This window comes from Serratia sp. LTN-2 (assembly GCF_059740205.1).
In genome coordinates this window covers 163,847-182,171 of the sequence record NZ_JCAXDO010000007.1, presented here as the reverse complement: position 1 = coordinate 182,171, position 18,325 = coordinate 163,847, and the positions used below count along the sequence as shown (strand labels likewise).

The window sequence follows — 18,325 nt, the reverse complement described above, 5'->3', positions numbered from 1 at the left end:
CGACCGATGCTGATGAAACACACCGCCACGGTACGCTGGCAACTCTGGATAGTGGCGTTCGGCTTCTTTATGCAGACGCTGGATACCACTATCGTCAACACCGCCCTGCCCTCGATGGCCGCCAGCCTGGGGGAGAACCCGCTGCGCATGCAGTCGGTGATCGTCTCCTATGTGCTGACGGTGGCGGTGACGCTGCCGGCCAGCGGCTGGCTGGCGGACAAGGTCGGCGTACAGCGGGTGTTTTTCAGCGCCATCGTGCTGTTTACCCTCGGCTCCATCCTCTGCGCCCGCTCGGAAACCCTGAACGAACTGATCGCCTCGCGCGTGATTCAGGGCGTCGGCGGCGCAATGATGGTGCCGGTCGGCCGCCTGACGGTGATGAAGATCGTACCGCGCGAGCAGTACATGGCGGCGATGACCTTCGTGACGCTGCCGGGCCAGATCGGCCCGCTGATGGGGCCGGCACTGGGCGGCTTTCTGGTGCAGTACGCCAGCTGGCACTGGATTTTCCTGATCAATATTCCGGTAGGCATCGTGGGCGCCATCGCCACGCTGCTGCTGATGCCCAACTACCAAATGCAGACCCGGCGTTTCGACCTCAGCGGCTTTATCCTGCTGGCGATCGGCATGGCGTCGCTGACGCTGGCGCTCGATGGCCACAAGGGCATGGGGCTGTCCGGCACCGCCATCGCCGGCCTGGTGGCGCTGGGCGCAGCGGCGCTGTTGGGGTATGTTTGGCATGCCTACGGCAATAGCCGCGCCCTGTTCTCGCTGCGGCTGCTGCGCACCCCGACCTACAAGATCGGGTTGCTGGCCAGCCTGTTGGGACGCATCGGCAGCGGCATGCTGCCGTTCATGACGCCGCTGTTCCTGCAGGTGGGCATGGGCTTCACGCCGTTCCACGCCGGGCTGATGATGATCCCGATGATCATCGGCAGCATGGGCATGAAGCGCATCGTGGTGCAGGTGGTCAACCGCTTCGGCTATCGCAACGTGCTGGTGGCGGCCACGCTGCTGCTGGCGCTGGTCAGCCTGAGTTTCCTGCTGGCGGCGATGCTCGGCTGGCTGTGGCTGCTGCCGGTGGTGCTGTTCTTCCAGGGGATGGTCAACTCGCTGCGCTTTTCGGCGATGAACACCCTGACGCTGAAAGACTTGCCGGACCGGCTGGCCAGCAGCGGCAACAGCCTGTTGTCGATGGTCATGCAGCTGTCGATGAGCCTTGGCGTCAGCGTCGCCGGCATCTTGATCGGCAGCTTCGCCCATCACCAGGTGGTGGCCGACAGCCCGGCCATCCACAGCGCATTTATCTACAGCTACTGCTGTATGGCGTTGATTATCGCCCTGCCCGCGCTGGCCTTCGCGCGCGTGCCGGCCGATAGCGCGCCCAACCGCACGCTGACCAAAGAGCCGGGTACCGGCTCAACGAGGTTGCAATGAAGATAGGCATTACCGGGAAACTGTTCCTGGCCATTTTCGCTACCTGCATGCTGGTGTTGATCACCATGCATTGGGGGGTGCGCGTCAGCTTTGAACGCGGCTTTATCGATTACATCAAGCACAGCAACGAGCAGCGCATCAACATGCTGAGCGAAGCGCTGGAGGAGCAGTACAGCCGCCACGGCAACTGGATATTCCTGCGCAACAACGATCAGGTTATCTACCAGATCATGCGTTCGTTCGAACAGAACAGCGACAGCAGCCACAACCTGCCGCCCAAGGGCTGGCGCACCCAGTTTTGGGTGGTGGACAGCCAGTTCAACCGGCTGGTGGGCCACTCCGGGCCGGTGCCGAAAGAGGGGCCGCGCCACCCGATCCGCTATAACAACACCATCGTCGGCTGGGTGATCACTACCCCGGTCGAACGCCTGACGCGCAACACCGATATCAACTTCGATCGCCAGCAGCGGCGCACCAGCTGGATTATCGTCGCGCTCTCCACCTTGCTGGCGGCGGCGGTGACCTGGCTGCTGTCGCGCGGCATGCTGGCGCCGGTCAAGCGCCTGGTGGCGGGCACTCATCGCCTGGCGGCGGGCGACTTCACCACCCGCGTGACGGTCAGCAGTCAGGATGAGCTGGGCAGGCTGGCGCACGACTTCAATCAGTTAGCCACCTCACTGGAGAAAAATGAGCAGATGCGCCGCGCCTTTATGGCCGACGTGTCGCATGAGCTGCGCACGCCGCTGGCGGTGCTGCGCGGCGAGCTGGAGGCGCTGCAGGACGGCGTGCGCCAGCCGACGCCGGCGTCACTCAGCTCGCTGCAGGCCGAGGTGTCCACCCTGACCAAACTGGTCGATGACCTGCACCAGCTTTCGCTTTCCGATCTCGGCGCGTTGGCCTATCGCAAGTCGTCGGTAGACTGCGTGCATCTGCTGCAGGTTGCCGTCGCCGCCTTCCGCGAACGCTTCCGCGCCAAAGGGCTGGAAATCGTCACGCATCTGCCGCCCCAGGCGCCGCTGTTCGGCGATCCCGATCGCCTGAACCAGTTGTTCAATAACCTGCTGGAAAACAGCCTGCGCTACACCGACGCCGGCGGCCGGTTGGAAATCAGCGCCGAGCTACAGCCGGGGCGGCTCTTCCTCTACTGGCAGGACAGCGCGCCGGGCATCAGCGATCAGCAACTGACGCGCATTTTCGAACGTTTCTACCGGGCGGAAGGCTCACGCAACCGCGCCAGCGGCGGTTCCGGCTTGGGTCTGGCGATCTGCCACAACATTGTGGAGGCGCACGATGGAAAAATCCGCGCCGAGCATTCGCCTTTAGGCGGCGTGCGCATTACAGTAGAATTTGCTACCCCGATAAAAAATAAGGCGCCCTGATGGACATTCAGAATCAACCTATGCAGATCATGATTGTTGAAGATGAGCCCAAGCTGGGTCAGTTGCTGGTGGATTATCTGCAGGCGGCGGGTTACGCCACCCGCTGGCTGACCAACGGCAGTGAGGTGGTGCCGACCGTGCATCAACATCCGCCGGCGCTGATTTTACTCGATCTGATGCTGCCGGGCGCCGACGGCCTGACGGTATGCCGCGAGCTGCGCCGCTTCAGCGACGTGCCGATCGTGATGGTGACGGCGAAAATCGAAGAGATCGACCGCCTGCTGGGGCTGGAGATCGGCGCCGACGATTACATCTGCAAACCCTACAGCCCGCGCGAGGTAGTGGCGCGGGTGAAAACCATCCTGCGCCGCAGCTATCGGCCGCAGGATAATGCACGGGAAGATGATCTGCTGCACATCGATGAACCGCGTTTCCAGGCCAGTTATCAGGGGCAGCTGCTGGATCTGACGCCGGCGGAGTTCCGCCTGCTGAAAACCCTGGCCAGCCAACCGGGCAACGTGTTTTCGCGCGAACAGCTGCTGAACAACCTGTATGACGACTATCGGGTAGTCACCGACCGCACCATCGACAGCCACATCAAAAATCTGCGGCGCAAGCTGGAGCTGATCGACGGGGAGAAATCCTTTATCCGCTCGGTATACGGCGTGGGCTACCGCTGGGAAGCCGACCCTTGCCGGCTGGTGAATGGGGTTTAGGGGGAAATCAGCGCGTCCAGTCCTCAACAGCCAATCCGGGCACCATGGCGAATGCGCGATCGTTGGTCACCAGCGTCGCGCCACGGCTCTGCGCATGAGCGGCGATCAGTTGATCCATCGCGCCCATGATTTTCCCCTTTCTCTCCATGTTTGCCCGCATTTCACCGTAACAGCGGGCAGCCTCGCTATCCCATGCATAGACCGTTACCGCGGCAATAAAGGCCTCGACCATGTTTTGCAACGCCTTGTTCCGCCGTTTAGCCACACCGTAAAGCAGTTCCGCCTCCGTGACGCTGGAAATACATACGGCAGAAGGCGGGAGCTTTTCCATGACGTTAAGCACCTGCGGATGCTGCCGAAACAAGTGGCTGACGGTGTTGGTATCAAACATGTACATCGCCTATTCGTCCTCTGAGAATGGATCGCGGTCTGCAACCCCTTGCTGACGATCTTCCGCGCCAAGAAACTCTTGCGGCACCGGCGTTTGGGCGATAATGCTCAGCAGCGGCGCCCAGCTGTCCGGCTTTGCTGGATATTTGGATAAAATCACGTTGCCCTCCCGATCGCGACGGATATAGACACGATCCGTATCAAATTCAAACTCCACCGGTAACCTCACCGCCTGATTTCTGCCGTTTTTAAACAGCTTTGCGATTCTTTCCATCTCGACACCTCCACAGCTGGCATAGGCCAAAGCATATGCCTGTAGCGTGTCGATGCCAAGATGTATCGCTCATTTTTCATCCACATTGACGAAACGGCCAAACACTAACGCACAATTTCACGGGTTGAAACCCTGTTCCCCTCGTTATGCGGTGCACTGCGCAATCACCGCGCCTTTCCTTAGCTTCCCGTGCGGCGGCAGCCTCACCGAATGAAAACTCCGCGCCGCCGCAAAAAAATTGCGCATTTTTTCGACTAAGCTGCGGTGAGGTTTAGCCGCCGATTTTCAAGCGATTGGCTACACTTACATCACGAATCGGAACCTACAGGAGAAGAACCATGGCAATCGGTCATTACGAGCTGAAAAAAGCAAAGAACGGACAGTACCACTTCAACCTGAAAGCCAGTAACGGCGAGATCATTCTGGCCAGCGAGATGTACGCCAGCAAAGCGTCAGCGGAGAACGGCATCGCCTCGGTGCAGACCAATTCGCCGCACGAAGCGCAGTTTGAACTGAAGCACAGCACCAGCAATCAGCCCTATTTTGTGCTGAAGGCCAAGAACCATCAGGTGATCGGCGTCAGCGAAATGTACAGCTCCGAAAGCGCGGCCAAAAACGGTATCCAGTCGGTGATAAAAAACGGCCCGACCACCGATATCCGCGATTTGAGCGCCTGATCCCTCCGTTTCGCCCGCGCGGTGGCCGCCATCGCGCGTTTTCCGTTTGACCGGGATCAATCTCCCCTGAATAAATCCGGTTAACTGCTGATTTTTTGCCGCGCCGCCGCTACAATTCCCCGCTTTTACTGCGCCATCAGGTGGCGCGGTGCTGACCTGAAATCAGACCGAGACACACTATGTTTACACCGGAACTTCTCTCCCCTGCCGGAACGCTGAAAAACATGCGTTACGCCTTCGCCTACGGCGCCGATGCGGTTTACGCCGGCCAGCCGCGCTACAGCCTGCGGGTGCGCAACAACGAATTCAACCACGAGAATCTGGCGCAGGGCATCAACGAAGCGCACGCGCTGGGCAAAAAATTCTATGTGGTGGTCAACATCGCCCCGCACAACGCCAAGTTGAAAACCTTCCTGCGCGATCTGAAGCCGGTTATCGATATGGGCCCGGATGCGCTGATCATGTCCGATCCCGGCCTTATCATGATGGTGCGCGAAGCCTTCCCGCAGATGGACATCCACCTGTCGGTTCAGGCCAACGCCGTTAACTGGGCGACGGTGAAATTCTGGAAACAAATGGGCCTGACCCGCGTGATCCTGTCGCGCGAACTGTCGCTGGAGGAGATCGCCGAGATCCGCGCCGAAGTGCCTGATATGGAGCTGGAGATCTTCGTCCACGGCGCGCTGTGCATGGCCTATTCCGGCCGCTGCCTGCTGTCCGGCTACATCAACAAGCGCGATCCCAACCAGGGCACCTGCACCAACGCCTGCCGCTGGCAATACAAGGCGGAAGAAGGCAAAGAGGACGACACCGGCAATATCGTGCACCTGCACGAGCCGATCCCGGTACAAACCGTTGAGCCGACGCTGGGCATCGGCGCGCCGACCGATAAGGTGTTCATGCTGTCTGAAGCGCAAAAGCCAGGCGAATATATGAGCGCCTTTGAGGACGAACACGGCACCTACATCATGAACTCCAAGGATCTGCGCGCCATTCAGCACGTGGAGCGTCTGACGCAGCTCGGCGTGCACTCGCTGAAGATTGAAGGCCGCACCAAGTCCTTCTACTACTGCGCGCGCACCGCCCAGGTCTACCGCCGCGCCATCGACGACGCCGCCGCCGGCAAGCCGTTCGATCCGACCCTGCTCACCACGCTGGAAGGCCTGGCGCACCGCGGTTACACCGAGGGCTTCCTGCGCCGCCATGTACACGAAGCGCAGCAGAACTACGAATACGGCTCCTCGCTCTCCGAGCGCCAGCAGTTCGTCGGCGAGTTCACCGGCGTGCGCCGCGAAGGGTGGGCGGAAGTCGACGTGAAGAATAAGTTCTCGCTCGGCGACAGCGTCGAGATGATGACGCCGGGCGGCAACGTGCTGTTTACGCTCGAAAGCATGCAAAATAAGAAAGGTGAGCCGATTGAAGTGGCGCCGGGCAACGGCCATATCGTTTATTTGCCGATCCCGCAGGATATCGATCTCAATTATGCTTTGCTGATCCGCAATTTGGCGGAAGAAAATAGCGCCCAGGCATAAAATGAATCGCCACCATACGGTGGCGATTTTTAGCAAATATTAGAATTAGATCACATCAATATGCTCGCAGCTTGGTTACTATCACGCTGCTTAAAACGAACAACGAAAATATTTGCATAGCAATACTAGGAACCACCTCCTTAGCCGGCCCAATCTCCCTTGGGCTGGCTTTTTCTTTGTGGGGCCACTCTATTTTCACCACAGCACCTATTTTCATTATCTTTTCCCGTTATCCATTTTAATAAGAATAATAACGTCACATCGATATATAAATAACGCTATAGCGATTAATCCCGCCTTCATTAAAATTTTTCTTGTTGCCCGGTAAAATTCAGATAAATTCGCACCGCTTTCATATTCACGGCGATGCGGGAAATAAGCGGAATTAGCTGAATATTCTGATGGCCTGACGGCGTCGGCTGGTTTATCTTGGGACCTTCTTGGTTTTCCGCCGGAGGATATCGGCAATGGCTCACCCCCCACATGCAACAGCCCTGCTTATTATCAACGGCAAGGGTGCCGGCAACGAAGAATTGCGCCAGGCGGTCAAACGGCTGCGCGCAGAACAGGTGACGCTGCACGTACGCGTCACCTGGGAGCACGGCGACGCCGCGCGCTACGTCGCGGAGGCCGCTCAGCTTGGCGTCGATACCGTCGTCGCCGGCGGCGGTGACGGCACCATCAACGAGGTGGCCGCCGCACTGGTGCAGTTGCCGACGCACGGCCGACCCGTGCTGGGCATTCTGCCGCTCGGCACCGCCAACGACTTCGCCATGGCCTGCAATATTCCCCCTTCGCCGGAACAGGCGCTGCAACTGGCGATCAAGGGCCGCTCGGTGCCTATCGATCTGGCCAGGGTCAACGGCGAACGCTACTTCATCAACATGGCCACCGGCGGCTTCGGCACCCGCATCACCACCGAAACGCCGGAGAAGCTGAAGGCGGCGCTGGGCGGCGTTTCCTACTTCGTCCACGGCTTACTGCGCATGGATACGCTGCAGGCCGATCGCTGTGAAATCCGCGGGCCGGACTTCCGCTGGGCCGGTGAAGCGCTGGTGATCGGCATCGGCAACGGTAAGCAGGCCGGCGGCGGTCAGGAACTGTGCCCCACTGCGCTGATCAACGACGGCCTGCTGCAGCTGCGTCTGCTGATCGCCGATGAACTGCTGCCGGCGCTGGTCGCCGCCCTGTTCAACGACGAAGAAAGCAACAGCATCCTCAGCGCGGCGCTGCCTTGGCTGGAGATCGACGCGCCGCATGAAATAACCTTCAACCTTGACGGCGAGCCGCTCAAAGGCCGCCATTTCCGCATCGAAGTGTTGCCGCAGGCCATCGAATGCCGCCTGCCGCCTAACTGCGCCCTGCTGGGCTGATTCTGTCGGGCGCAGCCGCTGCGCCCGATCGCTCTGCAGAACACCGAGTGGTTCGAGATCGAATAATCAACCGCTTGGCAAGCCGGGGGCGATCGTCCCCGCGTATTTGGCCGCGCAAATGGCATTTCTTCTCAATCGCATCTATTGTTTGTCCTTGCCGGAGCAAGTTCGGTAGCATCGCTTTACAGCTTCAATCACCGCTTTTTTACTGCGCCGGTGGTCAAAAACCCATGCATTGCCGGTGTATGAAGAAGCTTAATCGGGAGTGAATCATGACTGATATTGTGCAGTTGCTAGGAAAGGAAGCGGAAGATCTGCTGCAACACCGCTGTACCACTATCCCCGCCGAGAATCTCTACCTGCCGGGCGCCGACTTCGTCGACCGCGTAATGATCGATAACAACCGCCCGAACACGGTGTTGCGTTCGATGCAAACCCTGTTCAACCACGGCCGCCTGGCCGGCACCGGCTACCTGTCTATCCTGCCGGTCGACCAAGGCATCGAGCACTCTGCCGCCGCGTCGTTCGCCGCCAACCCGCTGTATTTCGATCCGAAGAATATCGTCGAGCTGGCGATTGAAGCCGGCTGTAACTGCGTCGCCTCCACCTACGGCGTGCTGGCGTCGGTATCGCGCCGCTACGCGCACAAGATCCCGTTCCTGGTCAAAATCAACCACAACGAAACGCTGAGCTACCCGACCCAGTACGACCAGACCCTGTACGCCAGCGTCGAGCAGGCGTTCAACATGGGTGCGGTGGCGGTCGGCGCCACCATTTACTTCGGCTCCGAGCAGTCGCGCCGCCAGATCGAAGAGATCTCTATCGCCTTTGAGCGCGCGCATGAGCTGGGCATGGTCACGGTGCTGTGGGCCTATCTGCGTAATCCGGCGTTCAACAAGGACGGCGTGGACTACCACTCCAGCGCCGATCTGACCGGCCAGGCCAACCACATCGCCGCCACCATCGGCGCCGACATCGTCAAACAGAAAATGGCGGAAAACAACGGCGGCTACCGCGCGGTGAAATTCGGCTATACCGATGACCGCGTCTACGACAAGCTGACCACCGATCACCCGATCGATCTGGTGCGCTACCAACTGGCCAACTGCTACATGGGCCGCGCTGGGCTGATCAACTCCGGCGGCGCCGCCGGTGAGAACGATCTGCAGGAATCGGTGCGCACCGCGGTGATCAACAAACGCGCCGGCGGCATGGGCCTGATCCTGGGGCGCAAGGCATTCAAGAAATCGATGAAAGACGGCGTGGCACTGATCAACGCCGTGCAAGACGCCTACCTGGACAAGAAGGTCACCATCGCCTGATGTGACAGACCACCTATCCCAAAGCCCGGCTCGCCGGGCTTTTTTGTGCCCGTCCCCCACTTTTCAAGCCGCATACCTTCTCTTTCTTTCACTTTAAACTTTCAAAATAAAATATTTATCTTTCAAATTGTGATCTGTTTAAAACAAATAGCCCAACAAAGTGACTACTGTAAGGCCCATGGCGACAGAGCCGCCGTTCGCTCCAGGCCATATAAGTCCATTACAGGAGAACATAATGATTGAGCTAATCACCCACGGCGCCGAGTGGTTTATCGGCCTGTTTCAGAAAGGCGGTGAAGTGTTTGTCGGCATGGTGACCGGCATTTTACCTTTGTTGATCAGCCTGTTGGTTATCATGAACGCACTGATCAAATTTGTTGGCCAGGAACGTATCGAACGATTGGCGCAGCGCTGCGCGGGCAACCCCGTCTCGCGTTATCTGCTGCTGCCGCTGATCGGCACCTTTGTCTTCTGCAACCCGATGACCCTCAGCCTGGGGCGTTTCATGCCGGAGAAATACAAGCCGAGCTACTACGCGGCGGCCTCTTACAGCTGCCACTCGATGAACGGTCTGTTCCCGCACATCAACCCCGGCGAGCTGTTCGTTTACCTCGGCATCGCCAGCGGCCTGACCACCCTCGGCCTGCCGCTCGGCCCGCTGGCGGTGAGCTATTTCCTGGTGGGGCTGTTCACTAACTTCTTCCGCGGCTGGGTTACCGATCTCACCACCAGCCTGTTCGAACGCAAGATGGGCATCCGTCTGGATCGCCAGGTGCAACTTTAATTCGTGGAGTGCAGCATGAGTGCTTATATCCGTATTGAAAAAGGCGCCAGCGGCTGGGGCGGCCCCCTGGAACTGCCGATCGAACCCGGCAAGAAAGTGGTGTACATCACCGCCGGTACCCGGCCTTCCATCGTCGATCGCCTCAGCGAATTGACTGGCTGGCCGGCCGTCGACGGTTTCAAAGAGGGCGAGCCGCCGGCGGACGAGATCGGCGTGGCGGTGATCGACTGCGGCGGCACCCTGCGCTGCGGCCTGTACCCGAAACGCCGCATTCCGACGGTCAACATCCACGCCACCGGCCAGTCCGGCCCGCTGGCGCAGTTTATCCTCGAAGACATCTATGTCTCCGGCGTGCGCGACCACAACATCAGCCGAATCGAAACGGCGGAAACCCCGCCCGCCGCCGCCGTGGCTGCGCCGCCCAAGGCGCGCGACTACGACACCAGCAAGAAGATCACCGAGCAAAGCGACGGGCTGCTGGCGAAGGTCGGCATGGGCATGGGCTCGGTGGTGGCGGTGTTCTTCCAGGCCGGGCGCGACACCATCGACACCGTGCTGAAGACCATTCTGCCGTTTATGGCGTTCGTCTCGGCGCTGATCGGCATCATCATGGCCTCCGGCCTCGGGGACTTTATCGCTCACGGCCTGACGCCGCTGGCCAACAGCCCGATCGGGCTGGTGACGCTGGCGCTGATCTGCTCGTTCCCGCTGCTGTCGCCGTTCCTCGGCCCCGGCGCGGTCATCGCCCAGGTGATCGGCGTGCTGGTCGGGGTGCAGATCGGCCTCGGCCATATTCCGCCGCAGCTGGCGCTGCCCGCGCTGTTCGCCATCAACGCGCAGGCCGCCTGCGACTTCATTCCGGTCGGCCTGTCGCTGGCGGAAGCCAAACAGGACACCGTGCGGGTCGGCGTGCCGTCGGTGCTGGTCGGCCGCTTCCTGACCGGCGCCCCGACGGTGTTGATCGCCTGGGCCGCCTCGGCCTTCATTTATCAATAGTGTGATTTTCAGGGAGACGTTCATGCACACCATTTTTCATACCACCATCACGCAAATCGGCGGCTGCGCCCGCGAGGCGTTGCTGGACAATATGCTGATCACCTTTCGTGAAGGCGCGCCGGCGGACATCGAAGAGTTCTGCTTTATCCACCGCCACGGCGCGACCGCCGGCGAACTGCAGGTGGGCGGCGTGATGGAGCTGGCGCAGCGGCGCTACGCCATTACCGCCGTCGGCAGCGTCGCCACGCAGAATCTGCGCGAGCTGGGCCACATCACCGTGCGCTTCGACGGCGAAGCCGAAGCCGAATTCCCCGGCTCGATCCACGTATCCGGCCCGACGCCGACCGATATCCCGTTGGGCAGCACGCTGTCATTTATCGCATAAGGAGTAGACCATGTCTGAAGTAGCTGTAGTGATTGGCGGCGGCCAAACGTTAGGTGCATTTTTGAGCCACGGGCTGGCGCAGGCCGGTTATCGGGTGGCGGTGGCCGATCTGAACGCCGACAACGCCAATCGGGTGGCGCAGCAGATCAACGAAGAGTACGGCTCAGGCAGCGCCTGCGGTTTTCAGGCCGACGCCACCGACGAGCAGAGCGTGATCGCGCTGGCGGCGGCGGTTGACCGGGCGTTCGGCCAGGCTAATCTGCTGGTGTACAGCGCCGGCATCGCCAAGGCGGCGCCGATCACCGATTTCCCGCTGGGCGACTTCGATCGCTCGCTGCAGGTGAACCTGGTGGGCTATTTCCTCTGCGCCCGCGAGTTCTCGCGGCTGATGATCCGCGACGGCATCGCCGGGCGCATCATCCAGATCAATTCTAAATCCGGCAAGGTCGGCAGCAAGCACAACTCTGGCTACAGCGCCGCCAAGTTCGGCGGCGTGGGGCTGACGCAGTCGCTGGCGCTCGATCTGGCGGAGTACGGCATCACCGTGCATTCGCTAATGCTCGGCAACCTGCTGAAATCGCCGATGTTCCAGTCGCTGCTGCCACAGTACGCGCAAAAATTGGGCATCGCGCCGGATCAGGTGGAGCAGTACTACATCGACAAGGTGCCGCTGAAACGCGGCTGCGACTACCAGGACGTGCTGAACACCCTGCTGTTCTACGCCAGCGATAAGGCCTCTTACTGCACCGGCCAATCGATCAACATCACCGGCGGCCAGGTGATGTTCTGACGCCAATCGACGCCCCCTTCAGCAGAGGGGGCTAAGGAGAACTCCATGACACAAGCTCTGATCGCCTTCGCGCTGCTGGCCTGGCTGCTGCAAATCGCCTTCGGCTGGTGGCAACTGCAGCGCTTCAACCGCGCCTTCGACGGCCTGTGCCGGCTGGGCGTCGTCGGCGTCGGCCGTTCCGGTGGCCGTTTTCGCCCGCGAGTGGTGCTGGCGCTGGCCTTCGACGCCGATCGGCGGGTGTGCGGCAGCCTGTTGCTGCGCGGCCTGACCGTTTTCGCCCGGCCCCGCCCGCTGCCTCGATTGCACGGTTTGCATCAGCAGGATTTACGCCCGGATGTGATCTTCCCCGAGGATCGCGCATGCCAGTCTGCACTATCGTTAGCGATTAAACCCAAATCGTGATATTTTCACATTAAAAGACATTACCTTTCATAGTGAATTATTCAGCGAGAGGAAATGCCCAACTCTTGTGAACGGGAATCGCGATGAAACCAAAGCAGCGGCAGGCCGCTATCCTTGAATATCTGCAGCGGCATGGCAAAACGGCAGTGGACGCCCTGGCCGAGCATTTCTCCACCACCGGCACCACCATCCGCAAGGATCTCACCCTGCTGGAAGAAGAAGGCGAGGTGATCCGCACCTACGGCGGCGTGGTGCTCAGCCGCGACGACGGCGATCAGCCGATCGACCGCAAAACCCATATCAACACCGAGAAAAAACGCCAGATCGCCAGCGCCGCCGTGGCGCTGATCGCCGACGGCGACTCGCTGATCTTCGACGCCGGCAGCACGGTGCTGCAGATGGTGCCGCACCTGGCACAGTTCAACAACATCACGGTGATGACCAACAGCCTGACCATCGTCAACGCGCTGGTGGAGCTGGACAACGATCAGACTATCCTGATGCCCGGCGGCACCTACCGCAAGAAGTCGGCCTCGTTCCACGGCAGCCTGGCGGAATCGGCGTTTCAGCAATTCAGCTTCGACAAGCTGTTTATCGGCGCGGACGGCGTCGATCTCAACGCCGGCGTCACCACCTTCAACGAAGTGCACAACGTCAGCAAGGCGATGTGCGAAGCCGCCAGCCGCATTATTCTATTGGTAGACTCCTCGAAATTCGGCCGCAAGAGCCCGAACGTGGTGTGCGAACTCAGCGCCGTCGACACGCTGATCACCGACAGAGACATCAACCCCGATTACCTCGCCGCCCTGCAGGCGAAAGGCATCAATATCTTTCTGGTAGGAGATCCCGATGAGTAACGCCAACGCCCTGCTCGCCTTCGCCCGCGAAACGCTGGAGATCGAGCTAACCGAAGCGCAGCGCCTGCTGGCGCGCCTGGATGAGAACTTCGTCTGCGCCTGCGAGCTGCTGCTGAACTGCCGTGGCAAAGCGGTGATTTCCGGCATCGGCAAGTCCGGCCATATCGGCAAGAAGATCGCCGCGTCGCTGGCCAGCACCGGCACGCCGTCGTTCTTCGTGCACCCGGCGGAAGCGCTGCACGGCGATCTCGGCATGATCGGCGCCGACGACGTGGTGGTGTTCATCTCCTACTCCGGCCGCGCCAAAGAGCTGGACCTGATCCTGCCGCTGTTGGCGGAGAACGGCATTCCGGTGATCGCCGTCACCGGCGGCAAAGAGTCGCCGCTGGCGCTGGCCGCGGCCTGCGTGCTGGATATCGGCGTCGAGCGCGAAGCCTGCCCGATGGGGCTGGCGCCGACCTCCAGCGCAGTCAACACCCTGATGATGGGCGACGCCCTGGCGATGGCGCTGATGCGCCAGCGCGGTTTCAACGCGGAAGACTTCGCCCGTTCGCACCCGGGTGGCAGCCTGGGGGCGCGCCTGCTGAACCGCGTGCATCACCTGATGCGCACCGGCGATCGCCTGCCGCGCGTGAGCGAAAGCGCCAACGTGATGGAAGCGATGCTGGAACTGAGCCGCACCGGGCTCGGGTTAGTGGCGGTCTGCGACACGCAGCAACGAGTGGTGGGGGTGTTTACCGACGGCGACCTGCGCCGCTGGCTGGTGAAAGGCAATAGCCTGCAGGATCCGCTCAGCCCGGCGATCACCCGCCCCGGCTATCGGCTGCCGGAGCAGTGGCGTGCCGGCGAAGCGCTGGAAGCGCTGCACGAACAGCACATCAGCGCAGCCCCGGTGGTCGATATGGACGGCGTACTGGTGGGGGCGCTCAACCTGCACGATCTGCATCAGGCCGGCATCGGCTGATCGGTGCCGGGGGTGCCTGCAGCGGCGCCCCCAGCCAGATTATTTCCAGTCAGGATTGTTCTCGAACTGCTGCTTCAGCAGCGCCTTCATATCTTCATCCGGCTTACCGAGCCACTGGTACTTGGCGTACTTCTTCGGGTGATCGACGGCTTCCGGCCGGTCCGCCACCTCGACCCGCACGCCCCAGGCCTGGGATTTATCCGCGCTGAACGCCACGATTAAAAAGTTGTTGCCGCAGTCGTGCGGTTTGCACAGGTTGCCGACCAGATACTCTTTGCCCTTCCAGTTCAGATTCTGCGCCGGCGTAGAGGTGCCGACGCCCTTGCGCGCCCAGCCCGGCATCCGCGCCTGGCCTTTCACCATATTTTGCCAGCTGGCCTGATACCCCGGCTGCTGAATCAAATCCGATGTGGTGACGATCTGCTGGGCCAAGCTGCCCGCGCTGAAGCTAAGCAGTACGCCGAAGAGGGCGCAACGCAGCGTCTGGTGTCCCGTCATAGTGCTTCTCCCTAGGTTAAATCAGGTTTCGCCCGTAAAACCGGGCCTGAACTAGTCAGACCACGGTTGCGGCAAAAAGTTGACTCACCACCAGGCGTGGAAATGATGCACCGGCCCGATGCCGTGCCCCACTTCCAGCGTATCCGCCTGTTGCAGCGCTTTTTGCAGGTAGCCCTTGGCGGCGGCTACCGTCGCCGCCCAGTCGGCATGGCGCGGGCGCAGCGCCGCCAGCGCGGCCGAGAGCGTGCAACCGGTGCCGTGGGTGTGGCGGGTGGCGACGCGCGGCGCGGTAAAGCGCTGCTCGCCTTCTGCGGTAAACAGCCAGTCCGGGCTCTCGCTTTCGCTCAGGTGGCCGCCCTTCATCAACACCGCCTGGCAGCCCATCGCCAGCAGCGCCCGCCCCTGTTCGCGCATCTGCGCTTCATCTTCCGCCGGCGCGCACGCCAGCAGCGCCGCCGCTTCCGGCAGATTCGGCGTAATGATCGACACCAGTGGCAACAGCTCGCTGCGAATCGAGGCCACCGCCTCCGGCGCCAGCAACGGATCGCCGCTTTTCGCCAGCATCACGGTATCCAGCACCACGAACTCCGGCCGATAATGGCGCAGGCGTTCGGCCACCGCCTGCACGATGTCGGCGTTGGCCAGCATGCCGATCTTGACGCTGTCGATGCGCACGTCGCTGAACACCGAGTCCAGCTGCGCGGCGACGAACGCCGGATCGATGTAATACACCGACTGCACGCCGCGGGTATTCTGCGCCACCAGCGCGGTGATCACCGAAGTGCCGTAGGCGCCAAGCGCCGAGAAAGCTTTCAGATCGGCCTGAATACCGGCGCCGCCGCTGGGATCGGTGCCGGCGATGGTCAGCGCGTTGATACGTTTCATCACAGATCCTCCCCGCGCAGTTGATACAACGCGTCGAGGAACGCCGGTGTAAAGCTGCCCGGCCCGGCGGCCTGTTTGGCCGCGAGGCCGCCGCAATGGGACATCACCCGGCAGGCGGTCGCCACATTGTCCAGGCGATCGCCCGGCAGCGCGCAAAACGCCGCCACCACCGCCGACAGCGCGCAGCCGGTGCCCACCACCCGCGTCATCAGCGGGGAGCCGCCTTCGATCGCCCAGTCGCGCTGGCCGTCGGTGACGTAATCCACCACGCCGGTGACCGCCACCACCGCGCCGCTGCGCAGCGCCAGCTCACGCGCGGCGGGCAGTGCCGCCAGCGAATCGTCACCGCTGTCCACGCCGCGGCCGCTGGCCAGCAACCCGCTGAGCGCCATGATTTCCGAGGCATTGCCGCGTATCGCCGCCGGTTGCCCGTCCAGCAGCTGTTTAGCGAAGGCGGTGCGGTAGGAGAGCGCGCCGACCGCCACCGGATCCAGCGTCCAGGGCTTGCCGGCCTGATTGGCGGCGGCCACCGCCGCCCGCATCGATTCGGCGCGCAGCGCGTTGAGGGTGCCGACGTTGATCAGCAGGCCGTCGGCCAGCGCGCTGAACTGCGCCGCTTCTTGCGGCTCCACCACCATCGCCGGGGAGGCACCGAGCGCCAGCAACACGTTGGCGGTCAGCGATTGCACCACTTCGTTGGTCAGGCAGTGGATCAGCGGAGACCGCTGTTGGAATTGGGTCAGACAGGCCGCGGCGCGAGCGCCGGGTAGTGCATCAGGTCGAGCGATCATATTCCTCCCAACCGGCGTTCAAGAAGGCGGCGCCGGTTGGGCGGCCGTGACTTCCCTACGCTGGCATTATCCAGATCAGGTAATACGGGTATTTCTCAGCCTTCACGTAGAAGGGCACCCCGAGTCATGAAAATCAATAGGTTGTGATCAACGCTGCGTTAATCCCTGAGCGGGATGGTAATGCCAGCGGGAAGTCTTGTAAACGGCAAAGCTACTCTTTTGGGGCATGTATAGCAGATTGAATGTCAATCTATGTGATACAAATAACTCCCCATCCCTTAGACGCAAGTTCTCATGGGCGTTAGAATATGAAGAAATTAACGAAGGGAATTGCATACCAAACTAACCGAGAAGCATGCACTAGCGATCCAGCAATGGGTTAATAGTAAAATATGCGAGCTCACTGATAATCACGAGGGAGTGCTACGTCAGCTTTACTAAACAATGCCTTTTGCCATTACTACAGAATTCCGGCTTAAGACTCACAAAAACCGGGAGTATCCCGGTTTTTGCTGTCAGGCTTGTTAATTCGGTTAGATATCGCCATCAACTATTAGGTAATCAAGAATAGTTGTTCAAGAGAAAAAACCTAATATTTATTATGTTAAAAATCAATTTTATCACGATTATAGTTGGCACGAAGGAAGTCTTCATACTTCACTGGAAGAATCCCAATCTCCCCCCATGTTTTATCTTTAGACCAATACCCTGCACCACATGGTTCGACTTTTCCAAAAAACAGAAGAATTCGTCTTAATGAATTACTCTGAGTAATTCCTCTAGCGTCCAGATCACCGTTACTGGCTGATATTCTAAAATCGACGTTACCAACAAGCCTAGGGTGTCTTAAAAAAACATGACTTTTATTTTCAAATCGTTCTATGCGTACAATTTCCCCAAAATAGAATCTAGGGAAATCATCTTCAGCATCTATTTCAGAAGCTTCTTTCAAGCATTCTGCTAAAACATACTGATGCACATTTTCTCCCACCACTAGATGAATATCTCGGTAGTAATTTTGACGAAAATTCGCACATAAGGATTGAATGCTGGTTATCTTACTTGGTAGATTAAACGTCTGACCTTCGTGACGAGATGCTGGAACGTTAACTGATGGCCCATCTTCGCTTTCAAATTCTGTCTCAACCGGTTCGCCATGCTCTTCATCTTGCTGCCTAGCAGTATTTTGAGGCCTTTCCTGTTTAAAGCCGCTAATAATAATCAGATCGCCATCTTCAACAGCTTTAGCTGCTTCAGCCTCTGAATCGTATTTTTTTCCAACCATAATACCACTCCGTAAGCGGCAATATGGTGCATCTTCATCAGGGAAATGACGAAAAAGAGCATCAGCCCCATTAGCCATAACAGCTACTGCTGGATCTCCAGGAACCCTTAACAAAGGCTCATAACAAGAAGGACAATGTAGATGTCCTTTCATTTCTGCTTCATATTCTAAAGGCTCAACCTCAGTACGGCTCAGAGCAACAATAGGCATTGTTGATTTATCCCATCGGGGATCATAATAAGCATAGGCGATTCTTCGAATGGTCATGTTTTTCTCCCTATAAAAACTACATCTACACTTATTTCTTATTACCGTAAGACGCAGAAACACCATCAAGATAGCCCTGAGCATAGGCAGCATGCGGGCTTTTATGCCGTACATTCCCAGCTTGGCTCTCAGGAAGTGAATCTAATTCAATTCGAAGCATTTCATCTCTTCTTACCCCCGCCAGGTACCCTCTTTCATATGCACAACCACAGCACTTATGCCTGCCTATCCCTCCCTGATCGTCAGGAAGCTGTTCGAAAAAACCCCAGTATCGATGTTGATCTTCACAATTAGCCATAGATCAATTTTCCTTTAGGAAAG

21 protein-coding genes and 1 riboswitch are annotated in these 18,325 nt (G+C 59.5%); of the genes, 14 read left to right on the top strand and 7 right to left on the bottom strand.

Features of this window, described 5'->3' with window-relative positions; translation table 11 throughout:
- The first annotated feature begins 6 nt into the window (after positions 1 to 6).
- From mdtD to baeR, 3 genes are read left to right on the top strand one after another with little or no spacing between them, the layout of a single operon-like run.
- Entirely contained in the window at positions 7 to 1,437 is a 1,431-nt protein-coding gene (gene mdtD / locus AC6BYQ_RS15785; RefSeq protein ID WP_198637040.1) for a multidrug transporter subunit MdtD, read from the top strand.
- The gene (baeS, locus tag AC6BYQ_RS15780) at positions 1,434 to 2,816 is read left to right on the top strand and encodes an envelope stress sensor histidine kinase BaeS (protein WP_019452404.1); all 1,383 of its coding nucleotides are present in this window, start codon (positions 1,434 to 1,436) and stop codon (positions 2,814 to 2,816) included. The genes mdtD and baeS overlap by 4 nt, the downstream gene beginning before the upstream one ends.
- On the top strand, positions 2,816 to 3,532 hold the full coding sequence (baeR, locus tag AC6BYQ_RS15775; protein WP_019452403.1) for an envelope stress response regulator BaeR: 717 nt from the start codon (positions 2,816 to 2,818) through the stop codon (positions 3,530 to 3,532). Before baeS ends, baeR begins: the two co-directional genes overlap by 1 nt.
- A gap of 7 nt (positions 3,533 to 3,539) precedes the next feature.
- Here the strand turns inward: baeR and AC6BYQ_RS15770 are convergent, their stop codons facing one another.
- Positions 3,540 to 3,929, bottom strand: a complete 390-nt coding sequence (locus AC6BYQ_RS15770; protein WP_498057189.1) for a type II toxin-antitoxin system VapC family toxin — start codon at positions 3,927 to 3,929, stop codon at positions 3,540 to 3,542.
- Between the two features lie 3 nt (positions 3,930 to 3,932).
- Positions 3,933 to 4,196 carry an antitoxin gene (locus AC6BYQ_RS15765; protein ID WP_019452401.1) on the bottom strand — a complete coding sequence of 88 codons (264 nt, stop codon included), beginning with the start codon at positions 4,194 to 4,196 and terminating at the stop codon, positions 3,933 to 3,935.
- Positions 4,197 to 4,534: 338 nt separating this feature from the next.
- Between AC6BYQ_RS15765 and AC6BYQ_RS15760 the strand changes: the two genes are divergently transcribed.
- The 11 genes from AC6BYQ_RS15760 (at position 4,535) to gutQ (ending at position 14,278) form a co-directional block, all read left to right on the top strand.
- Positions 4,535 to 4,873 (top strand): YegP family protein, encoded by a 339-nt coding sequence (locus tag AC6BYQ_RS15760; protein ID WP_033644064.1) that lies wholly within the window; start codon positions 4,535 to 4,537, stop codon positions 4,871 to 4,873.
- Positions 4,874 to 5,052: 179 nt separating this feature from the next.
- Positions 5,053 to 6,405 (top strand): prephenate-dependent tRNA uridine(34) hydroxylase TrhP, encoded by a 1,353-nt coding sequence (gene trhP, locus AC6BYQ_RS15755; protein WP_025159564.1) that lies wholly within the window; start codon positions 5,053 to 5,055, stop codon positions 6,403 to 6,405.
- A gap of 467 nt (positions 6,406 to 6,872) precedes the next feature.
- The gene (yegS, locus tag AC6BYQ_RS15750) at positions 6,873 to 7,778 is read left to right on the top strand and encodes a lipid kinase YegS (RefSeq protein WP_498057188.1); all 906 of its coding nucleotides are present in this window, start codon (positions 6,873 to 6,875) and stop codon (positions 7,776 to 7,778) included.
- A gap of 272 nt (positions 7,779 to 8,050) precedes the next feature.
- Entirely contained in the window at positions 8,051 to 9,100 is a 1,050-nt protein-coding gene (fbaB, locus tag AC6BYQ_RS15745; protein WP_019452396.1) for a class I fructose-bisphosphate aldolase, read from the top strand.
- 235 nt (positions 9,101 to 9,335) lie between these two features.
- Positions 9,336 to 9,884: a PTS glucitol/sorbitol transporter subunit IIC gene (gene srlA, locus AC6BYQ_RS15740; RefSeq protein ID WP_004941528.1), complete on the top strand. Its 549-nt coding sequence runs from the start codon at positions 9,336 to 9,338 to the stop codon at positions 9,882 to 9,884.
- A gap of 15 nt (positions 9,885 to 9,899) precedes the next feature.
- The gene (gene srlE / locus AC6BYQ_RS15735; protein ID WP_063919872.1) at positions 9,900 to 10,880 is read left to right on the top strand and encodes a PTS glucitol/sorbitol transporter subunit IIB; all 981 of its coding nucleotides are present in this window, start codon (positions 9,900 to 9,902) and stop codon (positions 10,878 to 10,880) included.
- Positions 10,881 to 10,902: 22 nt separating this feature from the next.
- Complete coding sequence (gene srlB / locus AC6BYQ_RS15730; protein ID WP_019452394.1) at positions 10,903 to 11,265, top strand: PTS glucitol/sorbitol transporter subunit IIA; 363 nt, start codon at positions 10,903 to 10,905, stop codon at positions 11,263 to 11,265.
- A gap of 10 nt (positions 11,266 to 11,275) precedes the next feature.
- Entirely contained in the window at positions 11,276 to 12,055 is a 780-nt protein-coding gene (gene srlD, locus AC6BYQ_RS15725; RefSeq protein ID WP_025159563.1) for a sorbitol-6-phosphate dehydrogenase, read from the top strand.
- A gap of 45 nt (positions 12,056 to 12,100) precedes the next feature.
- Complete coding sequence (gene gutM / locus AC6BYQ_RS15720) at positions 12,101 to 12,457, top strand: transcriptional regulator GutM (protein ID WP_498057187.1); 357 nt, start codon at positions 12,101 to 12,103, stop codon at positions 12,455 to 12,457.
- An 83-nt stretch (positions 12,458 to 12,540) separates the two neighbouring features.
- Positions 12,541 to 13,314 carry a glucitol operon DNA-binding transcriptional repressor SrlR gene (srlR, locus tag AC6BYQ_RS15715; RefSeq protein WP_019452391.1) on the top strand — a complete coding sequence of 258 codons (774 nt, stop codon included), beginning with the start codon at positions 12,541 to 12,543 and terminating at the stop codon, positions 13,312 to 13,314.
- Complete coding sequence (gene gutQ / locus AC6BYQ_RS15710) at positions 13,307 to 14,278, top strand: arabinose-5-phosphate isomerase GutQ (protein ID WP_498057186.1); 972 nt, start codon at positions 13,307 to 13,309, stop codon at positions 14,276 to 14,278. The genes srlR and gutQ overlap by 8 nt, the downstream gene beginning before the upstream one ends.
- 39 nt (positions 14,279 to 14,317) lie before the next feature.
- Here the strand turns inward: gutQ and AC6BYQ_RS15705 are convergent, their stop codons facing one another.
- The 5 genes from AC6BYQ_RS15705 to AC6BYQ_RS15685 form a co-directional block, all read right to left on the bottom strand.
- The gene (locus AC6BYQ_RS15705; protein WP_019452389.1) at positions 14,318 to 14,776 is read right to left on the bottom strand and encodes an inhibitor of vertebrate lysozyme family protein; all 459 of its coding nucleotides are present in this window, start codon (positions 14,774 to 14,776) and stop codon (positions 14,318 to 14,320) included.
- Between the two features lie 84 nt (positions 14,777 to 14,860).
- The gene (gene thiD, locus AC6BYQ_RS15700; protein ID WP_498057185.1) at positions 14,861 to 15,661 is read right to left on the bottom strand and encodes a bifunctional hydroxymethylpyrimidine kinase/phosphomethylpyrimidine kinase; all 801 of its coding nucleotides are present in this window, start codon (positions 15,659 to 15,661) and stop codon (positions 14,861 to 14,863) included.
- Positions 15,661 to 16,452 (bottom strand): hydroxyethylthiazole kinase, encoded by a 792-nt coding sequence (gene thiM / locus AC6BYQ_RS15695; RefSeq protein WP_498057184.1) that lies wholly within the window; start codon positions 16,450 to 16,452, stop codon positions 15,661 to 15,663. Before thiM ends, thiD begins: the two co-directional genes overlap by 1 nt.
- Before the next feature lie 35 nt (positions 16,453 to 16,487).
- Positions 16,488 to 16,584: riboswitch (TPP riboswitch) on the bottom strand.
- Between the two features lie 472 nt (positions 16,585 to 17,056).
- The gene (locus AC6BYQ_RS15690) at positions 17,057 to 18,004 is read right to left on the bottom strand and encodes a hypothetical protein (protein WP_498057183.1); all 948 of its coding nucleotides are present in this window, start codon (positions 18,002 to 18,004) and stop codon (positions 17,057 to 17,059) included.
- Between the two features lie 31 nt (positions 18,005 to 18,035).
- Positions 18,036 to 18,302, bottom strand: coding sequence for a hypothetical protein (locus AC6BYQ_RS15685; RefSeq protein WP_498057182.1), 267 nt, complete (start codon positions 18,300 to 18,302; stop codon positions 18,036 to 18,038).
- Positions 18,303 to 18,325: the final 23 nt, after the last annotated feature.

What these genes read in the sequence shown, in the direction of transcription:
- baeR (WP_019452403.1), top strand. Translation starts at nt 2,816, where the DNA reads ATGGACATTCAGAATCAACCTATGCAGATCATGATTGTTGAAGATGAG.
- baeS (WP_019452404.1), top strand. Translation starts at nt 1,434, where the DNA reads ATGAAGATAGGCATTACCGGGAAACTGTTCCTGGCCATTTTCGCTACC.
- gutQ (WP_498057186.1), top strand. Translation starts at nt 13,307, where the DNA reads ATGAGTAACGCCAACGCCCTGCTCGCCTTCGCCCGCGAAACGCTGGAG.
- mdtD (WP_198637040.1), top strand. Translation starts at nt 7, where the DNA reads ATGCTGATGAAACACACCGCCACGGTACGCTGGCAACTCTGGATAGTG.
- thiM (WP_498057184.1), bottom strand. Translation starts at nt 16,452, where the DNA reads ATGATCGCTCGACCTGATGCACTACCCGGCGCTCGCGCCGCGGCCTGT.
- srlA (WP_004941528.1), top strand. Translation starts at nt 9,336, where the DNA reads ATGATTGAGCTAATCACCCACGGCGCCGAGTGGTTTATCGGCCTGTTT.
- fbaB (WP_019452396.1), top strand. Translation starts at nt 8,051, where the DNA reads ATGACTGATATTGTGCAGTTGCTAGGAAAGGAAGCGGAAGATCTGCTG.
- AC6BYQ_RS15770 (WP_498057189.1), bottom strand. Translation starts at nt 3,929, where the DNA reads ATGTACATGTTTGATACCAACACCGTCAGCCACTTGTTTCGGCAGCAT.
- srlR (WP_019452391.1), top strand. Translation starts at nt 12,541, where the DNA reads ATGAAACCAAAGCAGCGGCAGGCCGCTATCCTTGAATATCTGCAGCGG.
- AC6BYQ_RS15685 (WP_498057182.1), bottom strand. Translation starts at nt 18,302, where the DNA reads ATGGCTAATTGTGAAGATCAACATCGATACTGGGGTTTTTTCGAACAG.
- srlB (WP_019452394.1), top strand. Translation starts at nt 10,903, where the DNA reads ATGCACACCATTTTTCATACCACCATCACGCAAATCGGCGGCTGCGCC.
- AC6BYQ_RS15765 (WP_019452401.1), bottom strand. Translation starts at nt 4,196, where the DNA reads ATGGAAAGAATCGCAAAGCTGTTTAAAAACGGCAGAAATCAGGCGGTG.
- srlD (WP_025159563.1), top strand. Translation starts at nt 11,276, where the DNA reads ATGTCTGAAGTAGCTGTAGTGATTGGCGGCGGCCAAACGTTAGGTGCA.
- gutM (WP_498057187.1), top strand. Translation starts at nt 12,101, where the DNA reads ATGACACAAGCTCTGATCGCCTTCGCGCTGCTGGCCTGGCTGCTGCAA.
- yegS (WP_498057188.1), top strand. Translation starts at nt 6,873, where the DNA reads ATGGCTCACCCCCCACATGCAACAGCCCTGCTTATTATCAACGGCAAG.
- AC6BYQ_RS15705 (WP_019452389.1), bottom strand. Translation starts at nt 14,776, where the DNA reads ATGACGGGACACCAGACGCTGCGTTGCGCCCTCTTCGGCGTACTGCTT.
- AC6BYQ_RS15690 (WP_498057183.1), bottom strand. Translation starts at nt 18,004, where the DNA reads ATGACCATTCGAAGAATCGCCTATGCTTATTATGATCCCCGATGGGAT.
- srlE (WP_063919872.1), top strand. Translation starts at nt 9,900, where the DNA reads ATGAGTGCTTATATCCGTATTGAAAAAGGCGCCAGCGGCTGGGGCGGC.
- trhP (WP_025159564.1), top strand. Translation starts at nt 5,053, where the DNA reads ATGTTTACACCGGAACTTCTCTCCCCTGCCGGAACGCTGAAAAACATG.
- thiD (WP_498057185.1), bottom strand. Translation starts at nt 15,661, where the DNA reads ATGAAACGTATCAACGCGCTGACCATCGCCGGCACCGATCCCAGCGGC.
- AC6BYQ_RS15760 (WP_033644064.1), top strand. Translation starts at nt 4,535, where the DNA reads ATGGCAATCGGTCATTACGAGCTGAAAAAAGCAAAGAACGGACAGTAC.